Annotated in this window: 17 protein-coding genes; 4 read left to right on the top strand and 13 right to left on the bottom strand. The window is 74.0% G+C overall.

The window, feature by feature from the left end; all coding sequences use genetic code 11:
- Window positions 1–15: 15 nt before the first annotated feature.
- Together BJF77_RS19375 and BJF77_RS05915 are read right to left on the bottom strand one after the other, a co-directional pair.
- A complete protein-coding gene (locus BJF77_RS19375; RefSeq protein ID WP_083664998.1) occupies window positions 16–297 on the bottom strand; it encodes a hypothetical protein in 282 nt (93 codons plus the stop codon).
- Between the two features lie 312 nt (window positions 298–609).
- The gene (locus BJF77_RS05915; protein ID WP_047805166.1) at window positions 610–825 is read right to left on the bottom strand and encodes a hypothetical protein; all 216 of its coding nucleotides are present in this window, start codon (window positions 823–825) and stop codon (window positions 610–612) included.
- 209 nt (window positions 826–1,034) lie between these two features.
- Between BJF77_RS05915 and BJF77_RS05910 the strand changes: the two genes are divergently transcribed.
- Both BJF77_RS05910 and BJF77_RS05905 read left to right on the top strand, forming a co-directional pair.
- Window positions 1,035–1,598, top strand: a complete 564-nt coding sequence (locus BJF77_RS05910) for a Dps family protein (protein ID WP_075871573.1) — start codon at window positions 1,035–1,037, stop codon at window positions 1,596–1,598.
- Between the two features lie 107 nt (window positions 1,599–1,705).
- Window positions 1,706–2,473, top strand: a complete 768-nt coding sequence (locus tag BJF77_RS05905; protein WP_139318457.1) for an endonuclease/exonuclease/phosphatase family protein — start codon at window positions 1,706–1,708, stop codon at window positions 2,471–2,473.
- A gap of 12 nt (window positions 2,474–2,485) precedes the next feature.
- Here the strand turns inward: BJF77_RS05905 and BJF77_RS05900 are convergent, their stop codons facing one another.
- From BJF77_RS05900 to BJF77_RS05875, 6 genes are read right to left on the bottom strand one after another with little or no spacing between them, the layout of a single operon-like run.
- Window positions 2,486–4,132, bottom strand: coding sequence for a DASS family sodium-coupled anion symporter (locus tag BJF77_RS05900; RefSeq protein ID WP_075871571.1), 1,647 nt, complete (start codon window positions 4,130–4,132; stop codon window positions 2,486–2,488).
- Window positions 4,133–4,169: 37 nt separating this feature from the next.
- Window positions 4,170–5,327, bottom strand: coding sequence for an ABC transporter ATP-binding protein (locus BJF77_RS05895; protein ID WP_075871570.1), 1,158 nt, complete (start codon window positions 5,325–5,327; stop codon window positions 4,170–4,172).
- The gene (locus BJF77_RS05890) at window positions 5,324–6,355 is read right to left on the bottom strand and encodes an ABC transporter ATP-binding protein (protein WP_047805162.1); all 1,032 of its coding nucleotides are present in this window, start codon (window positions 6,353–6,355) and stop codon (window positions 5,324–5,326) included. Before BJF77_RS05890 ends, BJF77_RS05895 begins: the two co-directional genes overlap by 4 nt.
- Window positions 6,355–7,314, bottom strand: coding sequence for an ABC transporter permease (locus tag BJF77_RS05885; RefSeq protein WP_083664996.1), 960 nt, complete (start codon window positions 7,312–7,314; stop codon window positions 6,355–6,357). Before BJF77_RS05885 ends, BJF77_RS05890 begins: the two co-directional genes overlap by 1 nt.
- The gene (locus BJF77_RS05880) at window positions 7,311–8,267 is read right to left on the bottom strand and encodes an ABC transporter permease (RefSeq protein ID WP_047805161.1); all 957 of its coding nucleotides are present in this window, start codon (window positions 8,265–8,267) and stop codon (window positions 7,311–7,313) included. Before BJF77_RS05880 ends, BJF77_RS05885 begins: the two co-directional genes overlap by 4 nt.
- Complete coding sequence (locus BJF77_RS05875; RefSeq protein WP_075871569.1) at window positions 8,264–9,802, bottom strand: ABC transporter substrate-binding protein; 1,539 nt, start codon at window positions 9,800–9,802, stop codon at window positions 8,264–8,266. Before BJF77_RS05875 ends, BJF77_RS05880 begins: the two co-directional genes overlap by 4 nt.
- Before the next feature lie 234 nt (window positions 9,803–10,036).
- Between BJF77_RS05875 and BJF77_RS05870 the strand changes: the two genes are divergently transcribed.
- Together BJF77_RS05870 and BJF77_RS05865 are read left to right on the top strand one after the other, a co-directional pair.
- On the top strand, window positions 10,037–10,762 hold the full coding sequence (locus BJF77_RS05870; protein ID WP_075871568.1) for a DUF1028 domain-containing protein: 726 nt from the start codon (window positions 10,037–10,039) through the stop codon (window positions 10,760–10,762).
- Window positions 10,763–10,809: 47 nt separating this feature from the next.
- Entirely contained in the window at window positions 10,810–12,021 is a 1,212-nt protein-coding gene (locus BJF77_RS05865; RefSeq protein WP_047803053.1) for a CapA family protein, read from the top strand.
- Window positions 12,022–12,024: 3 nt separating this feature from the next.
- Here BJF77_RS05865 and BJF77_RS05860 read toward each other — a convergent pair whose 3' ends face one another.
- From BJF77_RS05860 to BJF77_RS05840, 5 genes are all read right to left on the bottom strand, one after another.
- Window positions 12,025–12,912: an endonuclease/exonuclease/phosphatase family protein gene (locus BJF77_RS05860; protein ID WP_047803052.1), complete on the bottom strand. Its 888-nt coding sequence runs from the start codon at window positions 12,910–12,912 to the stop codon at window positions 12,025–12,027.
- A 151-nt stretch (window positions 12,913–13,063) separates the two neighbouring features.
- Window positions 13,064–16,075, bottom strand: a complete 3,012-nt coding sequence (locus tag BJF77_RS05855) for a glycosyl hydrolase family 65 protein (protein ID WP_075871567.1) — start codon at window positions 16,073–16,075, stop codon at window positions 13,064–13,066.
- 57 nt (window positions 16,076–16,132) lie between these two features.
- Window positions 16,133–17,329, bottom strand: coding sequence for a phosphoglycerate dehydrogenase (serA, locus tag BJF77_RS05850; RefSeq protein WP_047803050.1), 1,197 nt, complete (start codon window positions 17,327–17,329; stop codon window positions 16,133–16,135).
- A gap of 74 nt (window positions 17,330–17,403) precedes the next feature.
- Window positions 17,404–19,968, bottom strand: a complete 2,565-nt coding sequence (locus BJF77_RS05845; RefSeq protein ID WP_075871566.1) for an MMPL family transporter — start codon at window positions 19,966–19,968, stop codon at window positions 17,404–17,406.
- 86 nt (window positions 19,969–20,054) lie between these two features.
- Complete coding sequence (locus BJF77_RS05840; RefSeq protein WP_075871565.1) at window positions 20,055–20,687, bottom strand: TetR/AcrR family transcriptional regulator; 633 nt, start codon at window positions 20,685–20,687, stop codon at window positions 20,055–20,057.
- Window positions 20,688–20,941: the final 254 nt, after the last annotated feature.

Below are 20,941 nucleotides of genomic sequence, written 5' to 3'. Positions count from 1 at the left end.
GGCGCGGAGGGGGCCTCAGAGCTCGCGCAGCCGCTCCTTCCAGAACGCCCGCCGGTGCTCGACGTCCTCGGGGGAGGCCAGTCCGGTGTGGCTCACGCCCACCGTGCACCGGTCGTCGTCCTTGGCCCTGAGGTGCACCGTGACCCGGGAGCCGTCGACCAGGCGCATCCGCCAGTACCGCCACGTCCCGGTGGCGCTGGTGCCGGGTGGGCCCTCGGAGGCCACGCCGGCGACCTCGGCGGCTCCGCCCATGAGGTCCTCCCAGCGGGCCAGCACCTCGTCCGCCGTGCCCGGCACGGTCCGGCCGGCGCTGACGGCCCAGCTCCCGTCCCCGGCCTGGCCGGGCGCCGGGCGCCGATGTGCTGCTCGTAGGCCACCGTGATCTGCTGGGCCCACCACCCCGGATTGGCGACGACGCCGTCGAGCTGCTCCGCCAGGTGCCCGGCGATCTGGGCGTGGCTCATCCGGCGGGCGCCGTGGGCCTCGAGCCGGGCCGTCCAGGTCTCCCACGGGATGCCCGTGGCCTCGGTGATGCCGCGCGTGCTGGTGCCCCGGGTGCTCATGGGCCCAGGGTAGCGGTGGCCGGACGCGGAGCGCGGCCGGTGCGGCTCAGTCCCCGGCCGTGGGGCCGGGGCCGTCCGCGCCGGCGCCGAAGTCCGGGTCGGCGGGGTCCTCGGCGTCGCCCGCGCTCGGGACGCGCTGGCCGGCGTTGGTCTGGCCCAGCGGGTCCTGGGCGGTTTCGAGGTCGCGCGCCGGGGTGTCGGGCACGCCGACGTCGTCGGCCAGGTGCGGGTCGTCGGGGAGCTGGTTGCCGGGGATCGTCATGGTCCCATCCCACCAGCGGCTCCGGGGTCCTGGCAAGGGTTCCGGGGAGGGGAGGCCGGGGGCGGATATCGCGCTCAGCGAATGGACAGGGTGCTGACAGTCCTCGGGGGGCGTGGGATAGTGGGTCGGGAGGGCCCGCTCCGGCGGGCCGCCCACTGTTGTCGATCGAGGCCGCCGTCCGGCGGCGGCCGGAACCAGGAGACGATCCCATGGCCACCACGAACCAGAGCGCCGCCCCCTACACCGTGCCCGGCCTGTCCACGGAGAACGGTCACGAGGTCGCCCAGACCCTGCAGCAGCGCCTGCACGCGCTCAACGACCTCCAGCTGACCCTCAAGCACGCCCACTGGAACGTGGTCGGGCCCAACTTCATCTCCGTCCACGAGATGCTGGACCCGCAGATCGAGCTCGTGCGCGGCTTCGTCGACGAGCTGGCCGAGCGGATGGCCACCATGGGCGTGGGCCCCAGCGGCCTGCCCGGGGACCTCGTGCGGGCCCGCACCTGGGACGACTACTCGGTCCACCGCGCCACCGCCGTGGAGCACCTCGCGGCCCTGGACCTCGTCTACAACGGGATCATCGAGGACCACCGGGACGCCATCCAGAAGGTGGGGGAGCTCGATCCCGTCACCGAGGACATGCTCATCGGCCAGGTCAAGGAGCTCGAGCTCTTCCAGTGGTTCATGCGCGCCCACCTCGAGAACAGCGGCGGTGCCCTGCAGCACGGCGGCGCCCGCACGGAGCAGGACGCGGCCGAGTCCGCCGCGCAGTAGTCCAGGCCGTCGTCCGCGCAGCGGAACCTGCCGCCACCGTGGCAGCCACCGGTCGCCCCGGCCCCGCCGACCCCCGCGGTCCGCGGGGCCGGGGCGTGCTCACGGCCATGACCTTCAACGTCCGCCGCCCCCTGCCGCGGTACCGCCGCGGCGCCCCGGACGCGTGGTTCACCCGGGTGCCGGCGGTGCAGGCCCTGCTGCGCGCCCACCGGCCGCACCTGGCCGCCCTCCAGGAGGTCCACCCGGAGCAGCTGCACCCGCTCCGCGACGCGCTGGGACCGGGGCACGTCCTCCTCGGCACGGGCCGGGACGCCGGTGGACGCGGCGAGCGCTGCGTGCTGGCCGTGGACACCACCCGCTTCACGGTGGACCGGTGGCGGCAGCGGTGGCTGTCCCGCACCCCGGAGGTCCCGGGCTCCCGGGGGGCCGGGGACGCCTTTCCGCGCACCGCGGTCCTCGCGGACCTCACGGACCGGCGCACCGGGGTGGCCTGGCGGGCGGTCGCCACCCATCTGGACCCGTGGCCGGAGCGCGCCCGGCTGCGGCAGCTGGCCGCCCTGCAGGGGCTGCTCCTCGGCTGGGAGGGGCCGCTGCTGCTCCTCGGGGACTGGAACGCGGCCGCCGGGCGGTCCCGGACGTGGGACGCCGCCGTGGCCGGCGGGCTGCGCGACACCCTCCCCCCGGACGCCCCCGGCACCTTCCACCGCTACCGTCCGCCGGGGGCGAGGACGCCGCGCCTGGACTGGATCCTGCACGGCGGCCCCGTCCGCGTGCTGGGCTCCCGGGTCCTGGCCGAGCGACCGGGCGGGGTGTGGGCCTCGGACCACTTCCCGGTGCTGGCCGAGCTGGAGCACGACGGCGGGACCGGCGGCTGAGCCGGGTCCCCGTCAGTACACGATGCCGAACACCCAGGTGGCCAGGGTCATCGTGACGAGCGTGACCAGGGCGATGCCGATGAGGTTCAGCCACAGCCCGCCGCGGAGCATCTGCCCGATGGTCACGTAGCCGGAGCCGAAGGCGATCGCGTTGGGCGGCGTGGCCACCGGCAGCATGAACGCGCACGTGGCCGCGAGGGCCACGGGGACGGCCAGCAGCATCGGGTCCAGCCCGAGCCCCAGGGCCACTCCGCCGGAGACCGGCAGGAACGTGGCGGCCGTGGCCGTGTTGCTGGTGAGCTCCGTCAGGAACAGGATGCCGGCCGCGAGGATCGCGACGACGAGGACCACCGGGACCGCCCCCAGGGCGGCGGCGCCCTCCCCGATCCAGTCGGTCAGCCCGGAGGAGGAGAACTGGGAGGACAGGGCCAGGCCTCCGCCGAAGAGCAGGAGCACGCCCCAGGGCAGCTTGACGGCGGTCTCCCAGTCCAGCAGCCGGACCCCGCGCCGGGCGCCGGCGGGCAGCAGGAACAGCAGGAGCCCCACGGCCATGGCGATGCCGGCGTCGCTGATCGGCGGGTCGTCGAAGAGGACGGGCACGAACACCCAGCTGAGCGCGGCCAGCACGAACACGGCGAGCACGAGCTTCTCCCCGGTGGACATGGGACCGAGCTTGCGCAGCTCGCCGTCGATCAGCTTCCGGCCCCCGGGGATCTCGTCGATCTCGGGCCTGAACAGCACCTTGGTGAGCAGGAACCAGGCGATGCCGAGCATGACGACGGACAGCGGGACGCCCACGAGCATCCACTGGCCGAAGCCCACGGTGATGCCGTGGGCCTCCTGCAGGTAACCGACCATCAGCGTGTTGGGCGGGGTGCCGATGATCGTGCTCAGCGAGCCGATCGAGGCGGCGTAGGCGATGCCCAGCATCAGCGAGGTCCCGAAGTCCGAGGTGATGACGGCCTCCTTCACCTCGGCGCTCTGCGGGTCCGCGTCTCCCAGCTCAGCGTCCTGCAGGGCGCCCTCCGTCGCGCCCTCGGAGCCCGGCCCGGAGTCCTTCAGCAGATTCGGCAGCAGCAGCAGCACGGACACGCCAATGGGCAGCATCATGACCGCGGTGGCCGTGTTGGACACCCACATGCTGAGGAAGGCCGTGGCGACCATGAACCCGGCCACCATCCGGGCCGGCCGGGTCCCCATCACCCGGACCGTGCGCAGGGCGATCCGGCGGTGCAGGTTCCAGCGCTGCATCGCCAGCGCGAGCAGGAACCCGCCCATGAACAGGAAGATGATGTTGCTGCCGTAGGAGGCCCCGACGTCGTCGACCGCCACGTCCTCCCCGAGCACGGGGAAGACGATCAGCGGCAGCAGGGCGGTGGCCGGGATCGGGATCGCCTCGGTCATCCACCACACGCCCATCAGGACGGCCGTGGCGGCGGTGAGCTTGGCGGGGTGGGCCAGGTCCGCGGGCAGCACGGCGTAGACCAGCAGGGACAGGGCCAGACCGGCCACCAGGCCCGCCCACCGGATCCGGTGCGTCTTCCGGTGCTCGGCGGGGGCCAGCTCCCCGGGGGACAGGAGGTCGGCGTCACCGCCGTCGCGCGGCGTGGTGTCGTCGTCCCGCACGTGTGCTCCGGGGACGGAGGGTCGGTCGCTCATCTCGGCTCCAAGGTGGTCGGGTCGGTCGTGCTCCGGATCAGGGATCGGGGGCGCCGGCGTCCCACGGCGCGGTGCGCGTCGCGCCCGCCGGGGTCGTCGCGGAGTGCGCCCCGGTGGGCGGGACCTCCGGGGACGGGGTGCCCGTGCCCGACGACGCCCGCACCTCCGGCAGCCGAATGCAGGCGGCGACGTGCTCCCGGACGGCGGGTCCGCGGCCGCCGTGCTCCGGCTGCGGCCCGGCGCTCGGGTGCGGCGGGGGCGGCACCGGGACGGGCACGGTGCCGGCGCACTCGTCGGCCGCCCACGGGCAGCGGGTGCGGAAGACGCAGCCGGAGGGCGGGTGGAGGGGGGAGGGGACCTCTCCCTCCAGCGGCGCGGTCCTCCGCCGCCGCTCCGCCACCGGGTCCGCGGCGGGGGCCGAGGCGAGCAGGGCCTTCGTGTAGGGGTGGGCGGGGGCGTCGAAGACGTCCTGCACGTCCCCGTCCTCCATCAGCCGTCCCAGGTACATCACCAGCACGTGGTCGCTCATGTGCTCCACCACGGCGAGGTCGTGGGCGATGAACAGGTAGGTGAGCCCGAGCTCGCCCTGCAGCCGGTTGAGCAGGTTCATGATCTGGGCCTGCACCGAGACGTCCAACGAGGCGGTGGCCTCGTCGAGGATGATCAGGTCCGGTTCCCCCGCCAGGGCCCGGGCGATGGACACGCGCTGGCGCTGCCCGCCGGAGAGCTCGTGGGGGTACCGGTCCAGGAACCGGCCGGACAGCCCCACGAGCTCGAACAGCTCCGCCACCCGGCGGCGGCGGCCGGCCCGGTCCCCGCCGAGGCCGTGCACCTCCAGCGGCTCCTCGACGGCGCGGGAGACGTGCTGGCGCGGGTCCAGGGACGCGAACGGGTCCTGGAACACCATGGCGATCCGCCGGCGCAGGGCCTTGAGCTCCTTGCCCCGCACCGAGGTGATGTCCCGGCCGTCGAGCAGCACGGTCCCGGCGCTGGGCTCCACGAGGTGCATCAGCGCGTTGGCCACCGTGGACTTCCCGGAGCCGGACTCGCCCACGAGGGACACGGTGCGGCCCCGGTGGATGTCGAAGTCGATCCCGGCCACCGCGTGCACCACGCCCTTGCCCCGGTCGGTGGTGACGGGGAAGCGGACCTGCAGGTCCCGCACGCTCAGCAGCGGGCGCTCGTCGTCGGTCATCGGGCTCCTCCTGTCCGGCCGGTGCGCTCCGCGCCGTAGAAGCTGCGCACCGTGTGCTCCGGGCCCACCGTGGTCTCCGGCGGGCGCTCCGTCTCGCAGCGGGGGTTCCCGCGGACCGGGCAGCGGTCCCAGAACAGGCAGCCCTGGGGCAGGTGCTTGGGGTCCGGCGGGCTGCCGGGGATCACGGCGAGCTCGCCCTTGCGGCCGGCGGTCTGCGGCCGGGAGGCCATCAGCCCCCGGGTGTAGGGGTGGCGGGGGTCGGTGAAGAGCTCCTCGAGCGGCGCGGACTCCACGACCTGCCCGCCGTAGAGCACGGCCACCCGGTCCGCGATCCCGGCGACCACCCCGAGGTCGTGGCTGATCCAGATCACGCTCATCCCGCGGGACGCCTGCAGCTGCTTGACCTGCTCGAGGATCTGGGCCTGGGTGGTGACGTCGAGGGCGGTGGTCGGCTCGTCCGCCACGAGCAGCTCGGGGTCGCAGGCCAGGGCCAGCGCGATCATCACGCGCTGCTTCATCCCGCCGGAAAGCTGGTGCGGGTAGGAGGCGAGGCGGGACTGCGGGTCGGGGATGCCCACGGCCTCGAGCAGCTCGAGGGCGCGGCGGCGGGCCTCGCGGCGGGTCAGGCCCAGGTGGAAGCGCGGGGCCTCGGTGAGCTGCTGCTCGACGGTCAGCACGGGGTTCAGGGACGTGGACGGGTCCTGGAAGACGAAGCCGATCCGCTTGCCGTGGACGCCGCGCAGCCGCCGGGGGTCCATGGCCACGATGTCCTGGCCGTCCAGCAGGGACTGCCCGCTCACCCGAGCGGGCGGGGAGTCGATCAGCCCGGTGGCCGCGAGCACCGTCATGGACTTCCCGGAGCCGGACTCGCCCACGATGCCCAGGGTGCCCCCGCGGGGGACGGAGAAGGACACGCCGTTGACGATCTCGGCCGGGCCGATGCGCACGGCGAGGTCGCGCACGTCCAGCAGCACGTCCCCTCCGGTGGGGGACGGCGGGGCGGGCCGGCGGTGCTCGGTCGTGGGCATCAGGCGCTCCTGCGGATCTCGTCGGCGGTGCGCTGGCGCGGGTCCAGGACGTCGCGCATGCCGTCGCCCACGAGGTTGAACGCCAGCACGGTGAGGAAGATCGCCAGGCCCGGGAACACGCTCATCCACCAGGCGTCGTAGATGAAGGCCTGCGCGTCGTAGAGCATCCGGCCCCAGGAGGGCTCCGGGGGCTGGATGCCCAGGCCCAGGAAGGACAGGGCGGCCTCGGAGAGGATCGCGAAGGCCAGCGAGAGGGAGGTCTGGACGGTGATCGGGCCCATGATGTTCGGCAGCACGTGCCGGCGCAGGATCAGCCCGTTGGACGCCCCCACGGACACCGAGGCCTTGACGTAGAGCTCCTCGCGGACGGCCAGCGTGGAGGCGCGGGTGATCCGGGCGAAGATGGGCGTGTAGACCACCCCGATCGCGATCATCGCCGTGGTCAGCCCGGGCCCGAGCACGGCCACGATCGCCATGGCCAGCAGCAGGATGGGGAACGCGAAGAGCACGTCGGCGCTGCGCATGATCACCGTGTCCAGCCAGCCGCCGAAGAAGCCGGCCACCAGCCCCACGGCCACCCCCACCACCAGGGCGATGCCCACCGCCACGAGCCCCACGGTGAGCGAGACGCGGGCGGAGAGCACCACCCGGGAGAACACGTCCCGGCCCAGTTCGTCGGTGCCGAACAGGTGCGCGCCCGAGGGCGGGCGCAGGGCGTTGACCACGTCGATGTCGTTGGCGCCGTAGGGCGCGATCCAGCGCCCGAACAGCGCCAGCAGCACCACCAGCAGCAGGATCACCAGTCCCGCCGCCGTGACCTTGTTGGAGACCAGCATCCGCACGGTGCCCGTGCGGGCGGTCTCCTCGGGGAGCTCCGCCGGACCGGGCACGGGTCCGGTGCGGGCGGGGCCGGCGCTCGGGGCGCGGCGCTCGGGCGGGGGCGTCCGGGAGGTGGTCATGACACACGGATCCTCGGGTCGACGACGGCGTACAGGATGTCCACGAGCAAGTTGATGAGCAGGAACATCAGGGCGATCAGCAGCACCGTGCCCTGGACCACCGGGTAGTCGCGGGCCGCGACGGCGTCGAACACCAGCCGCCCCAGCCCCGGCCACGCGAAGACCACCTCGATCACGATGAGCCCGCCCAGCATCGTCGCCGCCTGCACGCCCGCCACGGTCAGGATCGGCACGAGGGCGTTGCGCAGCACGTGCCGGCCGACGACCGCCCGGCGCGGCAGCCCCTTGGAGCGGGCGGTGCGGACGTAGTTGGAGCCGACGACGTCGAGCACCGCCGAGCGCACGTAGCGGGTCATGATCGACCCGGAGACCACCCCCACGGCCAGGCCCGGCAGGATCACCCGCTGGACCCACCCCCACGGGTCCTCGGTGAAGGGCACGTAGCCGGAAGGCGGCAGCAGCCCGAGCATCGTGGAGAACACGATGATCAGCAGCAGCCCCAGCCAGAAGTCGGGGACCGAGACGCCGAACTGGCTCACGGCGCGGATCCCGCCGTCCGCCGCGGAACCCCGGCGCAGGGCGGCCCAGGTGCCGAGCGGGAAGGCGATGAGCAGCGCGATCGCGATCCCGGCCAGGGCCAGGGACACGGTGGCCGGGAGGCGGTCCAGGAGGATGAGCGTCACCGGCTCGCCGCTGCGGAAGCTCACCCCGAGGTTCCCCGTCAGGGCGTTGCCGACGTAGGCGAAGAACTGCACCAGCAGGGGCCGGTCCAACCCGGAGGCCTCGCGCAGCGCGTCGTAGGACTCCTGCGTGAACCGGGTGCCCAGGGCCACCCGCACCGGGTCGCCGGGGACGAGCTGCAGGAGCGCGAAGACCACGACCAGCACCCCGAAGAGCACCACCGCGGTGTGCAGCAGGCGCTTGGCGAGAAATCTCAGGAGCGGGCTGTTCATTCCGTGTCCTCCTCGAGCCGGACGTCCTTGAACCGGATCGCCCGGTCCGGGCGGGCCTCGTAGCCCTGCAGCTCGGGGGCCCAGGCCTGGACCACGTCGGGGTTGTAGAGGTAGACGTAGCTGGCGTCGTCCACGATCTGCTCCGCCGCCCGGTCGTAGAACTCCTTGCGGGCGTCCGGGTCGGTCTCGGTGCGCCCGGCCTCCAGCAGCCGGTCGACCTCGGGGTTGCTGTAGCCCTGGGCGTTGTTGGAGCCCTCCGAGTGGTGCTGGTTGTAGTAGTAGTCGTTCACGTCCACGTTGCCGAGCCAGCCCAGCAGCAGCATGTCGAAGTTGCCCTGCGCCTGCTCGTCGAGCCACGTGGCGAAGTCCAGGGTCCGGATGTTCGTGGACACCCCGATGTCGGAGAGGTTCGCGGCGATCACCTGGGCGGCCGTGACCGTCTCCGGGTACTCGTTGGTGACCATGAGGTCGATGGTCTCCCCGGTGAGCCCGGAGCTCTCGGCGAGCTCCCGGGCCCGCTCCGGGTCCTGCTCGAAGGGCGCGTACTCGTGGTACCAGACCGAGGTCTCCGGGACGGCGGTCTGGTTGACCGTGGCGTTGCCGTACCAGGTGACCTGGGCGATGGCCTCCCGGTCGATGGCCCGGGCCACGGCCAGGCGCGCCTCGGGGGAGTCGAAGGGCGGGCGGGCCTGGTTCATGGTGACGTACCAGTAGTCCGTCGAGGGGACCCCGGCGACCTCGACGTCGGGGTTCTGCCGCAGGGAGTTCACCCGCTGCGGCGGGATGGAGTCGGTCCAGTGCACCTCCCCGGCGGTGAGGTCGGCGAGCGCGGTGCTGCCCTCCGAGATGAACCGGTAGACGACCCCCGGCACGTGGGGCCCCTCGCCCCAGTAGTCGTCGTTGGCCCGCAGGGTCACGGCCGTGCCGGCGGTGTTGCCCACCACCTCGAACGGGCCGGTGCCCACCGGGTCGAGCTGGACGTCCCCGCTCTCCACGTTCTGCTGCTCGACGATGGCCATGCCCTTGTACCCGCCGATCGCGGCGAGCAGGGCGGGCGTCGGCTGGGACACGTCGATGCGCACGGTGTGCTCGTCCACCGCCACGACGTCCTCGACGGCGGACAGCCGGTAGGCGTTGGCCAGCTGCTCGTCGATGATCCGGTCGTAGGAGTAGACGACGTCCTCGGCGGTGAACGGGGAGCCGTCGTGGAAGACGACGTCCTCGCGCAGGCGGAACGTCCAGGACAGCTGGTCCTCGCTGACCTCCCAGGACTCGGCGAGGGCCGGCTGCATCTCGAGGTTCTCGTCCGGCTCCACCAGGGTGTCGTAGACGTTCTCCAGGATCTGGAAGGAGAAGTAGGCGCTGGTGTTGTGAGGGTCCAGCTGGTCCGGCTCCCCGGCGATGGCGACCCGGAGGTAGTCGTCGGTGTCCAGCTCCCCGGCCCCCGCGAGGTCAACGCCCTCGCCCACCGAACAGGCGCTCAGGGCCAGTCCCGCGGCGGCGGCCAGCCCGACGATCCGTGCTCCGCGTGCCATGGGCCGCCTCCCGGTGGTAGGAATGAGCCGTCCGCCCCGTGGGCTCCGGCAGGCCGGATCCGGCCGCCCTGCCGGTGCACACCTGGTCGTCGGTGTCCTCCCACCCTATGCAGGCGGGACGCCCCCCGACCACACCCGCCGTCCCGGGCGCGCCGGGAGCACCCGGTCCGCCGCGGCCGGCGGGACAACGACCCGGTACGACGAAACGGCCGTCCCGACGGCCAGGAGGTGCTCGTGACCTACACCGTGATCGCCAGGAGCGCGGACTCCCGCCTCCTCGGCGCCGCCACGGCGAGCTGCTCGCTCGCCGTGGGCAACGCCGTGCCCGCCCTGGTGCCCACCGCCGGGGTGGTCGCCTCCCAGGCGTGGACCAACCGGCGGCTGCGCTACGAGATGCTGCGCACCCTGCACCACGGCGGCACGGCCGAGGAGGCGATCGCGGGCCTTGCCGACGCCGACCGCGACCTGGCGCTGCGCCAGGTCGCGGCGCTGCCCGTGGCGGGCCCCGGCGCGCACCTGACCGGCAGCCTGTGCACCCCCTGGGCCGGCGGGGTGGCCGGCGCCGACTTCGTGGTCGTGGGCAACTTCCTGGCCGGCCCGGAGGTCGTCGAGGCCATGCGCGCCTCGGTGGACGAGGCCCTCGCCGTGCCCGCGCTGAGCAGCATGGACCTCGCCCACGCGCTCGTGGCCTGCCTGCGCGCGGGGCAGGACGCGGGCGGGGACAGCCGCGGCCAGCAGAGCGCCGCCGTGGTCGTGGCCGACACCCTCGCGGGGTTCCAGTACCCGGTGCTGCTCGACGTCGACCTCCGGGCCGACAACTCGGCCACCCCGCTGGAGGACCTGGTGGAGATGCTGGCGCTCAAGGACCGCGCCCACGCGGCGCCCGCCGAGCTGGTGCCCAGCACCGAGGTGCCGCACCGCCCCGAGGACGAGAAGCTCTGGTCCACGGTGCTGTCCTGACGGGCGGCCGGTGAGTGGCCCGGCCACCGGTGGCCTACCCTCGGTCCATGACCTCTCGACCCCTCGACCGGCCGGGGCGCCGCGCTGCCGCCGCCACCCTGCTCGCCGTGCTGCTCGGCGCCGGACCGGGCCTCGCCGGCTGCTCCGCCCCCGGAGACCCGGGCGCCGAAGCGGGCGCCGGCGCGGGCGACCCGGCGGCGTCCCCCACCGGCGGGTCCTCCTCGGCGGAGCCGACCGGGCCCGCGGCGCCGGACGAGCTGGAGATCGTGGTCACCGGCGACGTCCTGCTGCACCCGGGGCTGTGGGCGCAGGCGGAGGCCGACGGCGGCGGGGAGCTCGACTTCGGCCCGCTCGTGGAGGGCCTGCGCCCGTTCACCCAGGACGCCGACCTGGCGATCTGCGACATGGAGACCCCGCTGGCCGCGGCCGGGGGGCCCTACACCGGCTACCCGGCGTTCGAGGTGCCGCCGCAGATCGTGCCCGCCCTGGCCGGGATCGGCTACGACGCGTGCACCACCGCCACGAACCACGCCCTGGACGCCGGGGAGGAGGGGCTGGAGCGGACCCTCGGCGTCCTGGACGGGGCGGAGATCGCCTCGACCGGCACGTACCGGTCGGCGGCGGAGGCCGCCGACCCCCTGGTCCTGGACGCCGGCGGGGTGCAGGTCGGGCTGGTGGCGGGCACCTACGGCCTCAACGGCAACGTCCCGGACGCCCCGTGGCGGGTGGACCTGCTGGACGTGCCGGACATGGTCGAGAAGGCCCGCCGGGCCCGGGCGGCAGGCGCCGAGATCGTCCTGGCGGCCGTCCACGCCGGGGAGGAGTACTCCTCCGCGCCGAACGCCCAGCAGCTCGAGGTCACGCACGCGCTGGCCGACAGCGGCGCCTTCGACTTCGTCTACGGCCACCACACGCACTCGGCGCTGCCCCTCGAGAAGCACGGGGACACCTGGATCGTCCACGGCCTGGGCAACAGCCTCTCCGAGCACGCCACCCGCGTGCCGGTCAACAACGAGGGGCTGACGGTCCGGATGAGCTTCACCCGCCAGGACGGACGGTGGGTGGCCGGGGACCCGGTGTGGATCCCGCACATCCTGACCCTCGACCCGATCCGCTGGTGCGCGCTGCCCGCCGAGCAGGTGTGCCGCTCCCCCGAGGAGGATGCCGCGTCCCTGGCCCGCACGGCGGCGACCGTGGAGTCCATGGGCGCCGCCGCCGACGGCGCCCGCCCGTGGCGATCCCTCACCGCCGGGCCGTAGCGCTCAGCTCGGCCCGACGGAGACGAGCACCTGCACCGGGGCGTGGTCGCTGGGGTGGCCCCCGCCGAAGCGGGCGGGATTGATCGCGCTGCGCCGCACCCGGATGCCGGGGGTGGCCAGCACCCAGTCGATGCGCTCGTCGCCGCGCACGGGCTCCCCGTAGTCCGGGAACGTGCCCCACGCCGGGGTGAGCCGCCGCTCGGCCGTGGTCCAGGTGTCGTCCAGCACCCCCGAGCCCACGAGCGTGGCGTAGGGCCCGGAGCCGTCCGCGTCGGCGTTGAAGTCCCCGGTGACCAGGACGGGGGTGCGCGCGGGGAAGCTGTGCACGAGCTCCACCACGGCGTCCGCGCTGCGCTCGCGGGCGGTCTCCGAGTCGTGGTCGAAGTGGGTGTTGACGAGCACGAGCTCGGAGCCGGTGCCACGGTCCAGGAACCGGCCCCAGGTCACGATGCGGGGGACGTCGTTGCCCCAGGTGGTCGAGCCGATGAGCTCCGGGGTGTCGGAGAGCCAGAACTGGTCCCACTCGAGGGCCTCCAGGCGGCGGGCGTCGTAGAAGATCGCGGAGTACTCGCCCTTGCTCCCGCCCGCGCGGCCGTAGCCGAGCATCCCGTAGCCGGCGGGCAAGGCCTGCGCCACCGCCGGCAGCTGGTGGTACAGGGCCTCCTGCACGCCGAGCAGGGTCGGCTGCTCCAGCCGCAGCAGCCGCCCCAGCCGGGGTGCGCGGTCGGGCCAGTGGTCGGGGTCCCCGGGCCGGGTGCGCTCGTGGTGGAAGCGGATGTTGTAGCTCATCACGTGCAGGGCGCGGCCCGTGGCCGGGCCGATGAGCGGGACGTCGGGGTCCGGCGACCCTTGGGTCGTGCGGTGGTCGAGGAGGACGGGCTCTGCTGACATCGGTGCTCCAGGGTGGGGGCGGTCGGGGGCGTCGTCGATCCAGAATGGGCCGGGCGGGCCGCTCACGGCCGGACCGCGGGGGAACGTGCGGTGACCGGGGAACGACATCCCGGTGTCCGGGGCGGGGGGTCCGCGCCGGACGGTGCCGGGCTCAGCCATCGCGCACCGCCAGGGGGAACTGCCGGATCTGCCCGGCGGTAAGCTCGTGCACCAGGCCGTCCACGCTGACCCGCACCGGCGCCGCGGTGCCGGGCGCCAGGTAGAGCCGCAGCAGGGTGCGGGTCAGCTCCACCTGGATCGGCTGGTCCCGGTAGCTGATCGAGAAGGACACCCGGGGCAGCTCCGGCGGGATGGCCGGGTGCAGCCACAGCATGTCGTCCCGGACCTCCAGGCCCGTGTAGCAGCGGGTGAGGATGTCCACGGAACCGGCCATCGCCCCCAGGTGGACGCCCTCCCGGGTCGTGCCCCCCGGGGTGCCGAGGAGGTCGCTGTCCAGGGCGCGGGTCAGGAAGGACCAGGAGCGGCCGCGGTCCCGGCGGGCCTCCACCCAGGCGTGCACCACGTCGGAGAGCGTGGACCCGTGCGAGGAGCGGTCGCCGTAGAAGGCCACGGTGGCCCGGACCGCCTCGGCCGGGAACTCGTAGCCCAGCTGCCCCAGCAGCTCGCGCAGCTCCTCGGCGGAGAACAGGTACAGCAGCATCAGCACGTCCGCCTGCTTGGCCAGCCGGTAGTCGTTGGTGGACAGGCCCTCGGCGTCGAGGATGAGGTCCAGCCGCCCGATCCGGCCGTACCGGGCCCGGTAGTCCGCCCAGGAGAACTCCGGCAGGTCCCCGTAGCCCTCGAACTGGGCGAGCACGCCGCCGGCCAGGAACGGCACGCGCAGCCGGGTGCGGACCCGGTCCCAGTGGGCGAGCTCGTCCTCGCGCAGGTTCAGCCGCCGCCACAGGGGCCCGCCGTAGTCCCGGCCCAGGCGCGCGACCATCTCCGCCGCCCGGGTCAGCAGCCACGCCGTCATGACGTTGGTGTAGGCGTTGTTGCGCAGCCCCGAGCCGGGCGCGCCCGGGCGGCCGTCGTGGAACTCGTCGGGGCCCATCACCCCGGCGATGACGTACCGGTCGTCCTCGGGGTCGTGCACGGCCAGGCTCGCGAAGAACCGGGCGATCTCCACCAGCAGCTCCGCGCCCTGCTCCACGAGGAAGCGGGCGTCCCCGGTGGCCTGGTAGTACTGCCACACGCTGTGGGCGATCGCCAGCCCCACGTGGCGCTGGAGCCGGGAGTGGTCGGGGATCCACCGGCTCGTGCGCGGGTTGAACAGCGCCCGTGGCGTCTCCTCCCGGCCGTCGCTGCCGCTCTGCCAGGGGAACATGGCGCCCTCGTGGCCGGCCGCGTGCGCCGCCGCCCGGGCCTCGGGCAGGCGCCGGTACCGGTAGGCCAGCAGCGCCCGGGTCCACTCGGGGCGGCGGAGGGTGAGCATGGGGTGGACGAACATCTCGTCCCAGAAGATGTGGCCCCGGTAGCCCTCGCCGTGCAGGCCGCGGGGCGGGACGCCGGCGTCCAGGTCCGGGTGCGCGGCCGCCACCGACTGCAGGACGTGGAAGGTGTTGAGGTTCACGGCCAGGCCCTGGCGGCCGCCGGCGTCGGTGGCCACCGCGAAGGCCGACCAGAGGGCCTGCCAGGCGGCCACGTGGGCGCCCAGCAGATCGTCGAAGCCGCCGGCCCGTTCCAGCAGGGTGGCGGCCGCGAGCGCGGGGGTGGAGACGGCCCGGTCCCGCGAGGTCACGAGCGCGGCGATCTTCTCGACCCGCACGCGCGCGCCCGGGGTCATCCGCAGCGTCAGCTCGTGGCCGATCACGCCGGGGGCCGGGCGGCAGGACCTGCGGGCGTGCATCCGGTCCTCGGCCCCGCTGCGCAGCACCCGGGTGCGGGCGGCCACGGCGACGCGGATCCTGGACTGGGTGGTGGCGGCGTCGACCAGCACCGTGCCGCGGCCCAGGTCCAGCAGCTCCGGCTCCTCCAGGTGGTGTCCGGTCAGCGGGGAGTCCGCGGCGACGTTGTGGTTGTCGACGTCGCCGTCCACCAGGCTGCGCACGGTCAGCATCCCGCTCCAGTCCTCGGCCTCGAAGACGCTCTCCTGGCCGGCGAGGTGGCGCTGCTCCTGGGAGACGAAGCGGCGGGTGGTCACGCGGGTGGTGCGCCCGGCCTCGTCCCGGAAGCGCAGGGTGCGGGTCAGCACCCCGACGCGCAGGTCGAGGTCCTGGTGGTGCTCGAGCACGTTCGAGGGCGTGGGGGCGAACCAGTACCCGTCCTGGACGCGGTACTGCAGCAGCAGCCAGTTGGGCGCGTTGACGAGGTCCTCGTGCTCCACCGTGCGGCCCTCGACCTCCTGGCGCAGCCGGTCGTAGACGCCTGCGAGGTAGGTGCCCGGATAGTGGGTGCCGTCGGCGCGGAACTCGCACGCTGCCCCGCGCACGGCCTGGTACCCGTTGCCCAGGGTGCACAGCGCCTCCCGCAGGCCCTCCTGCGGGGGGTCCAGGCACGAGTAGGTGAGGTTCCACGGGCTCTCCCCGCCCGAGCCGCCGCCCCAGCCCGGGTCCTCGGGCCCGGCGCGCACCGGGATGTCCAGGTCCTCCAGGCTGTCCACCACGAGGTGGGCGCCCGCGGCGAGCAGCGGACCCCGCCGGGCCGCCCCGTCCACGCCGACCACGAGCCCGAAGCCGTGGCGCACCGCGGCGCGGATCAGGCGGTTGCTGTCGCTGACCACCACGGTGTGCTCGGGCTCGACGGCCAGCCGACGGGCGGCGAGCAGCAGGGACGCCGCCGGCGGGTGCCGGTCCGGGCCGCCCGCCCCGGCGGTCCGGTCCGCGGGCGGATCCGCGGAGACCACGATGTCCGCCGGCGGGTCGACCGGCAGCTCCGGGTGGGCGGTGACCAGGGCGGTGAGCACGCCCTCGGCGCGCAGCCGGGCGAGGAGCGCGGCCGCGTCGACCCGGTGGCGGGGGTGCAGGGCGCCGGCGCCCGGGGGTATCGGGACCGGGCCGGCGTCCTCGCCCGGGCGGGCGCCGTCCGCGGGCTCCGGTGCCGCCCCCGCGGGAGCGAGGGCGAGCACGACCGCCCCGTAGGTGCTCCTGCCGTGGCCGGCGGGCTGCTCCTGGACGCCGCTCATGCCGTCATTGTGCCACCTGGCTCCGTCACGCGGCCGGGACGGGCGCGTGACGGGGCCTCAGTTGATGGTGCTGAGGCGGATGGTCTCCGGCAGGGCCAGGATCTGCTCGATCACCTCGCGGGTCACGCCGTTGGCGGCGTCCGTGACCAGGTAGCCGGTGTCCCCGCGGGTGGACAGCTGCTGGCGGTCGATGTTGATCCCGTGGCTGCCCAGGACGCTGTTGACGGTCGCGAGCACGCCCGGCACGTTGCGGTGCAGGTGCAGCATGCGGGTGCCGTTGACCGCGCTGTTGAGCTGGACCTGCGGCATGTTCACCGACAGGCTCGTGGAGCCGGAGGTCACGAAGGCCGAGAGCTTGCCCGCCACGAACCGTCCGATGTCCACCTGCGCCTCCTGCGTGGAGCCGCCGATGTGCGGGGTGAGGATCACGTTGGGCAGGCCCTGCAGCACCGAGCTGAACCGGTCACCGGCGGCCTTGGGCTCGTTCGGGAAGACGTCCACCGAGGCCCCGGCGATGTGCCCGCTGACGAGGGCGTCGCGCAGGGCGTTGTAGTCCACCACCATGCCGCGGCACAGGTTGAGGAACAGGGAGCGGGGGCGCATCCGCTCGAACTGCTCGCGGCCGAACAGGCTGTCGTTGCCGGCCCGCCCGTCCACGTGCAGCGACACGGTCTCGACCCGCTCCAGCAGCTCCTCGAGGGTGTCGCAGCGCTGGGCGTTGCCCAGCGGCAGGCGGTCCACGATGTCGTAGTAGTACACGCGCATGCCGAGCGTCTCGGCGAGCACGGAGAGCTGGGAGCCGATGTTGCCGTAGCCCACGATGCCCAGGGTGCGGCCGCGGACCTCGTGGGCGCCCGTGGCGGACTTGTCCCACACGCCCTCGTGCATGGCCTGGTTCTTGTCGGTCAGGTGCCGCGCCATCGAGATGATCTCGGCGATCGCGAGCTCCACCACCGACCGGGTGTTGGAGTACGGGGCGTTGAAGCACGTCACGGCGTGCTCGGTGGCGGCCGTGAGGTCGATCTGGTTGGTGCCGATGCAGAACGCGCCCACGGACAGCAGCTCGGGGTGGGCGTCGAACACCTCCCGGGTCACCTGGGTCTTCGACCGGATGCCGAGCAGCTCGACGCCGTCGAGGGCGTCGATGAGCTCTTCGGTGTCGAGGGCTCCCTTGCGGGTCTCGACCTCGATGCCCTTCTCGTTGAGGATGCGTTCGGCCTCGGGGTGGACGTTCTCCAGCAGCAGTGCTTTCACAATGGTCCAGTCTATGACTCCGGCGCGGAGGACGACGACGTGGGCCGTCGCCTCCGCGCCGGGTGTGCTGCCCGTCACCGTGCGGCGACGGGCTCCCGGACCTCCTCCGTGCCCGCGCGCGCCGGAGCGGGCTCCTGGGGAGCCGTCCCGGGACCGCGCTCCAGGGACTGGCCCTCGACGTCGACGTCGGGCAGCACCCGGTCCAGCCAGCGGGGGAGCCACCAGGCCCGGTCCCCGAGCAGGTGCATGGCCGCGGGGATCAGCGTCATCCGCACCACGAAGGCGTCGACGAGCACCCCGAAGGCCAGGCCGAAGCCGAGGGGCCGGACCATGGCCATGTGGGAGAAGACGAAGCCGGTGAACACCGAGATCATGATGATCGCCGCGGCCGTGACCACGGCCCGGCCCGCGTCGAGGCCCTCCCGCACGGCGGCACGGGCGGAGCGGCCGTGGACGTAGGCCTCCCGCATCCCGGAGACGAGGAACAGCTGGTAGTCCATGGCCAGCCCGAACAGCACGCCCACGAGCAGCGTGGGCAGGAAGCTGAGCACCGGGCCCGGGTCGTGCACGCCGAACACGGCGCCCAGCCAGCCCCACTGGTAGATGGCCACCACGGCGCCGAAGGCCGCGAAGAGGGTGAGCATGAACCCGGCGGTGGCGATCACCGGGACGAGGACCGAGCGGAACACCAGCACCATGAGCAGCAGGGACAGGCCCAGCACCACCGCCAGGTACACCGGCAGCGCGGCGGCGAGCTTCTGCGAGACGTCGATGTTGCCGCCGGTCAGTCCGGTGACGCCGATGCCGACGCCGTACTCCTCCTCCAGGGCGGGGGAGAGGGCGCGGAGGTCGTCGACGAGCTCCTCGGTGGACTCCGCGGCCGGTCCCTCGGCCGGGGTGACCTGGAAGACCGCGGTGCGCCGGTCCTCGGAGAGCCCCGCCGGGACGACCGAGACGACGTTCTCCCGCTCCATGAGCTCCTCGCCGACGGCCACCTGCAGGTCCGCGGCCCCGGCCGCGTCGGTGCCCTCGGGCAGGTCCGCGACCACCAGCACCGGCCCGTTGGCGCCGGCCCCGAACTGCTCGTCGATGATCCGGTAGGCCCGGTACTGGGTGGAGTCGGCCGGCTCCGAGGAGGCGTCCGGCAGGCCCAGCCGCATCGAGGCCGCCGGGAGGGCGATCAGCACGAGGGCCGTGACCCCGGCGAGCAGGGTCAGCACCGGACGGCGGGTGGCCACGCCCTCACGCCGCTCGCCGCGGTGCGCCGGGGTGCGGGCGGCCTGCTCCCGGGCCCTGGCCGAGAGCAGCCGGTGCCCGGCCAGCGACAGCAGCGCCGGGGTGAGGGTGACGGCGATCAGCACGGCCACGGCCACGCACACCGCCGCCGCGGTGCCCATCATTCCCAGGAACCCGATGCCGGTGACGTTCAGGGCGGCCAGGGCGATGATCACGGTGAGCCCGGCGAAGACCACCGCGTTGCCCGAGGTGCCGGTGGCCAGGCCGATCGACTCGTGCAGCCCCACGCCCCGCAGCAGCTGCTGGCGGTGCCGGTTCAGGATGAACAGCGAGTAGTCGATGCCCACGGCCAGCCCGAGCATGAGCCCGAGCATGGGGGTCACCGAGGTCATCTGCACGACCCCGGAGAAGGACAGGGTCGCCAGGGCACCGATGCCCACGCCGGTGAGGGCCGTGAGGATGGGCAGGCCGGCCGCGACCAGGGTGCCCAGCATCACCAGCAGCACCACGGCCGCGATCAGGACGCCGATCACCTCGGCGGGACCGAACAGCTGGGAGATGTCCTGGGCGATCTCGCTCGAGTACTCGACCTGGACGCCGTCGATCGGCACCTCGTCCACGGCCGCCTGCAGCGACTCCTTGTCCTCGGCGGTCACCGCCTGCTGCTGGGCGGTGAAGGTCACCACGGCCATCGCCGCGGTCCCGTCCTCGGAGACGGTCCGGGTGTCCTCGGCCAGGGCCAGCAGCCGCTCGCCGCGCGCCACCTCCGGGGCGCGGGCCTCGAGCTCCTCGGCGCCGGCCTCCAGCTCGGCCCGGTTGCGCTCCAGTTCCGCGCGCCCGTCGTCGAGGGCCTCCTGGCGCTCCTCGAGCTCGTCGCGCACCGGGCCCGGGGCGTCGGCCCGCTCGGCCTGCTCGCGGGCGTCGTCGAGCTTCTCCTGGTTCTCCTCCAGGGTGGCCTCGGCGTCCTCGAGCTGCGCGCGTCCCTCCTCGAGCCGGTCCCGCCCGTCGGCCAGCTGCTCGCGGCCGTCGGCGAGCTGCTGCTGCTGGTCCTCGCGCTCCGCCTGGGCGGTGAAGGGGTTCAGCACGCCGTCGACCCCGGCGGAGTCGCCGGCGGCCGTCAGGGCCGTGCCGATCTGTTCGCGCTGCTCGGCGGTGAAGGGCTCGCCGGACTCCGTGCGGAACACGATCCGCCCGGTGCCGTGCCCGGCGTCGGGCAGCTCGTCCTGGAGGCGGTCGGACAGCCGCTGGGTCTCGGTGCCGGGGATCGTGATCGCGGTGGTCAGCTGGCCGCCGGCCACGGCGAAGGCGCTGCCCGCGATGACGAGCACGGCCGCCCAGGCCGCGATCACGGTCCAGGCGCGGCGGGCGGCGAGGCGCCCGAGTCGGTACAGGAATTGGGCCATGGCTCTTCTCTGTCGGTCGTTCCGGGACGGGCCCGGGGAGGGATGGAGCGGGCGGGGAACGCGTGCGGGGCGGACGCTGCGGCGGTTCAGCCGGCGAAGCCGTGCCGTAGGTGCTCCACCGCGGTGCGCAGCAGGCGCTGCCAGACGAGCCGGCTGCCGGGCGTGTCGGCCGCGCCGGTCTCCGCCGCCCACTGCGTGAAGGCCACCTCCATGGCGTTGATCAGGGAGCTGGCCAGGAGTGCCACGGTGAAGGGGTCGGAGTGCGGGTTGCGCCGGGCCACCTCGTCCGTCAGCCGGGCCGTGACGTTCTGCAGGACCTCGTGGCCCCATATCACGGTGGCCGGGTGGTTCTCCCCGGTGCCCACGAGCCGGGCGATGCGGGAGAGGGGCCGGACCAGGTCGGTCCGCTCGATGACGTCCGCCAGCTGCTCGAAGACCGCGCCCGTGCTCGGGGTGGCGGGCGCCGGGGTGGCGTCGGCGCGTTCGACGAAGTCGTCGACGATCACGCCCAGCAGCTCGCTGCACCGGGCGTAGACGGCGTCGTCGACCGAGGCGAAGTGGTTGAAGATCGTCCGCCGCGAGACACCGGCGCGCTCGGCGAGGTCCTCGACGGTGAAGCGGCCGAGGCCGCGCTCCTCGGCGAGGGCGGCCGCGGCGTCGATGATGGCGCGGCGGTTGGCGGACTTGACCTGGCGTCGGCGGTCGTCGGAGTGCAGCACGTGCTTACACTAAGTGCAACGTTGCACGGTGTGCAAACGAGGGGTGTGAACGGGCTGCCGTGCGTCCGTCCGACCGGTCGTGCCGGCGCGCTCGTCCGCCGCCCGGGGCGACGGGCGGACGGCCGCTGCGCGGGTCCGGACCCCGGCCGCGGGCGGAGCGCGTGGACGATCCGCCCCCGGACACCGCGCTACCGAGCAGTACTTCTGCTGTTGCGCCCGGGGCGGTGACGGGTGTGTGCGATGGTGATTAGCAT

The sequence above is a fragment of the Kocuria sp. CNJ-770 genome (assembly GCF_001942375.1).
Lineage (GTDB): Bacteria > Actinomycetota > Actinomycetes > Actinomycetales > Micrococcaceae > Kocuria > Kocuria oceani.
The sequence above is the reverse complement of the archived record's forward strand: the minus strand, read 5'-3'. Positions and strand labels throughout refer to the sequence as shown.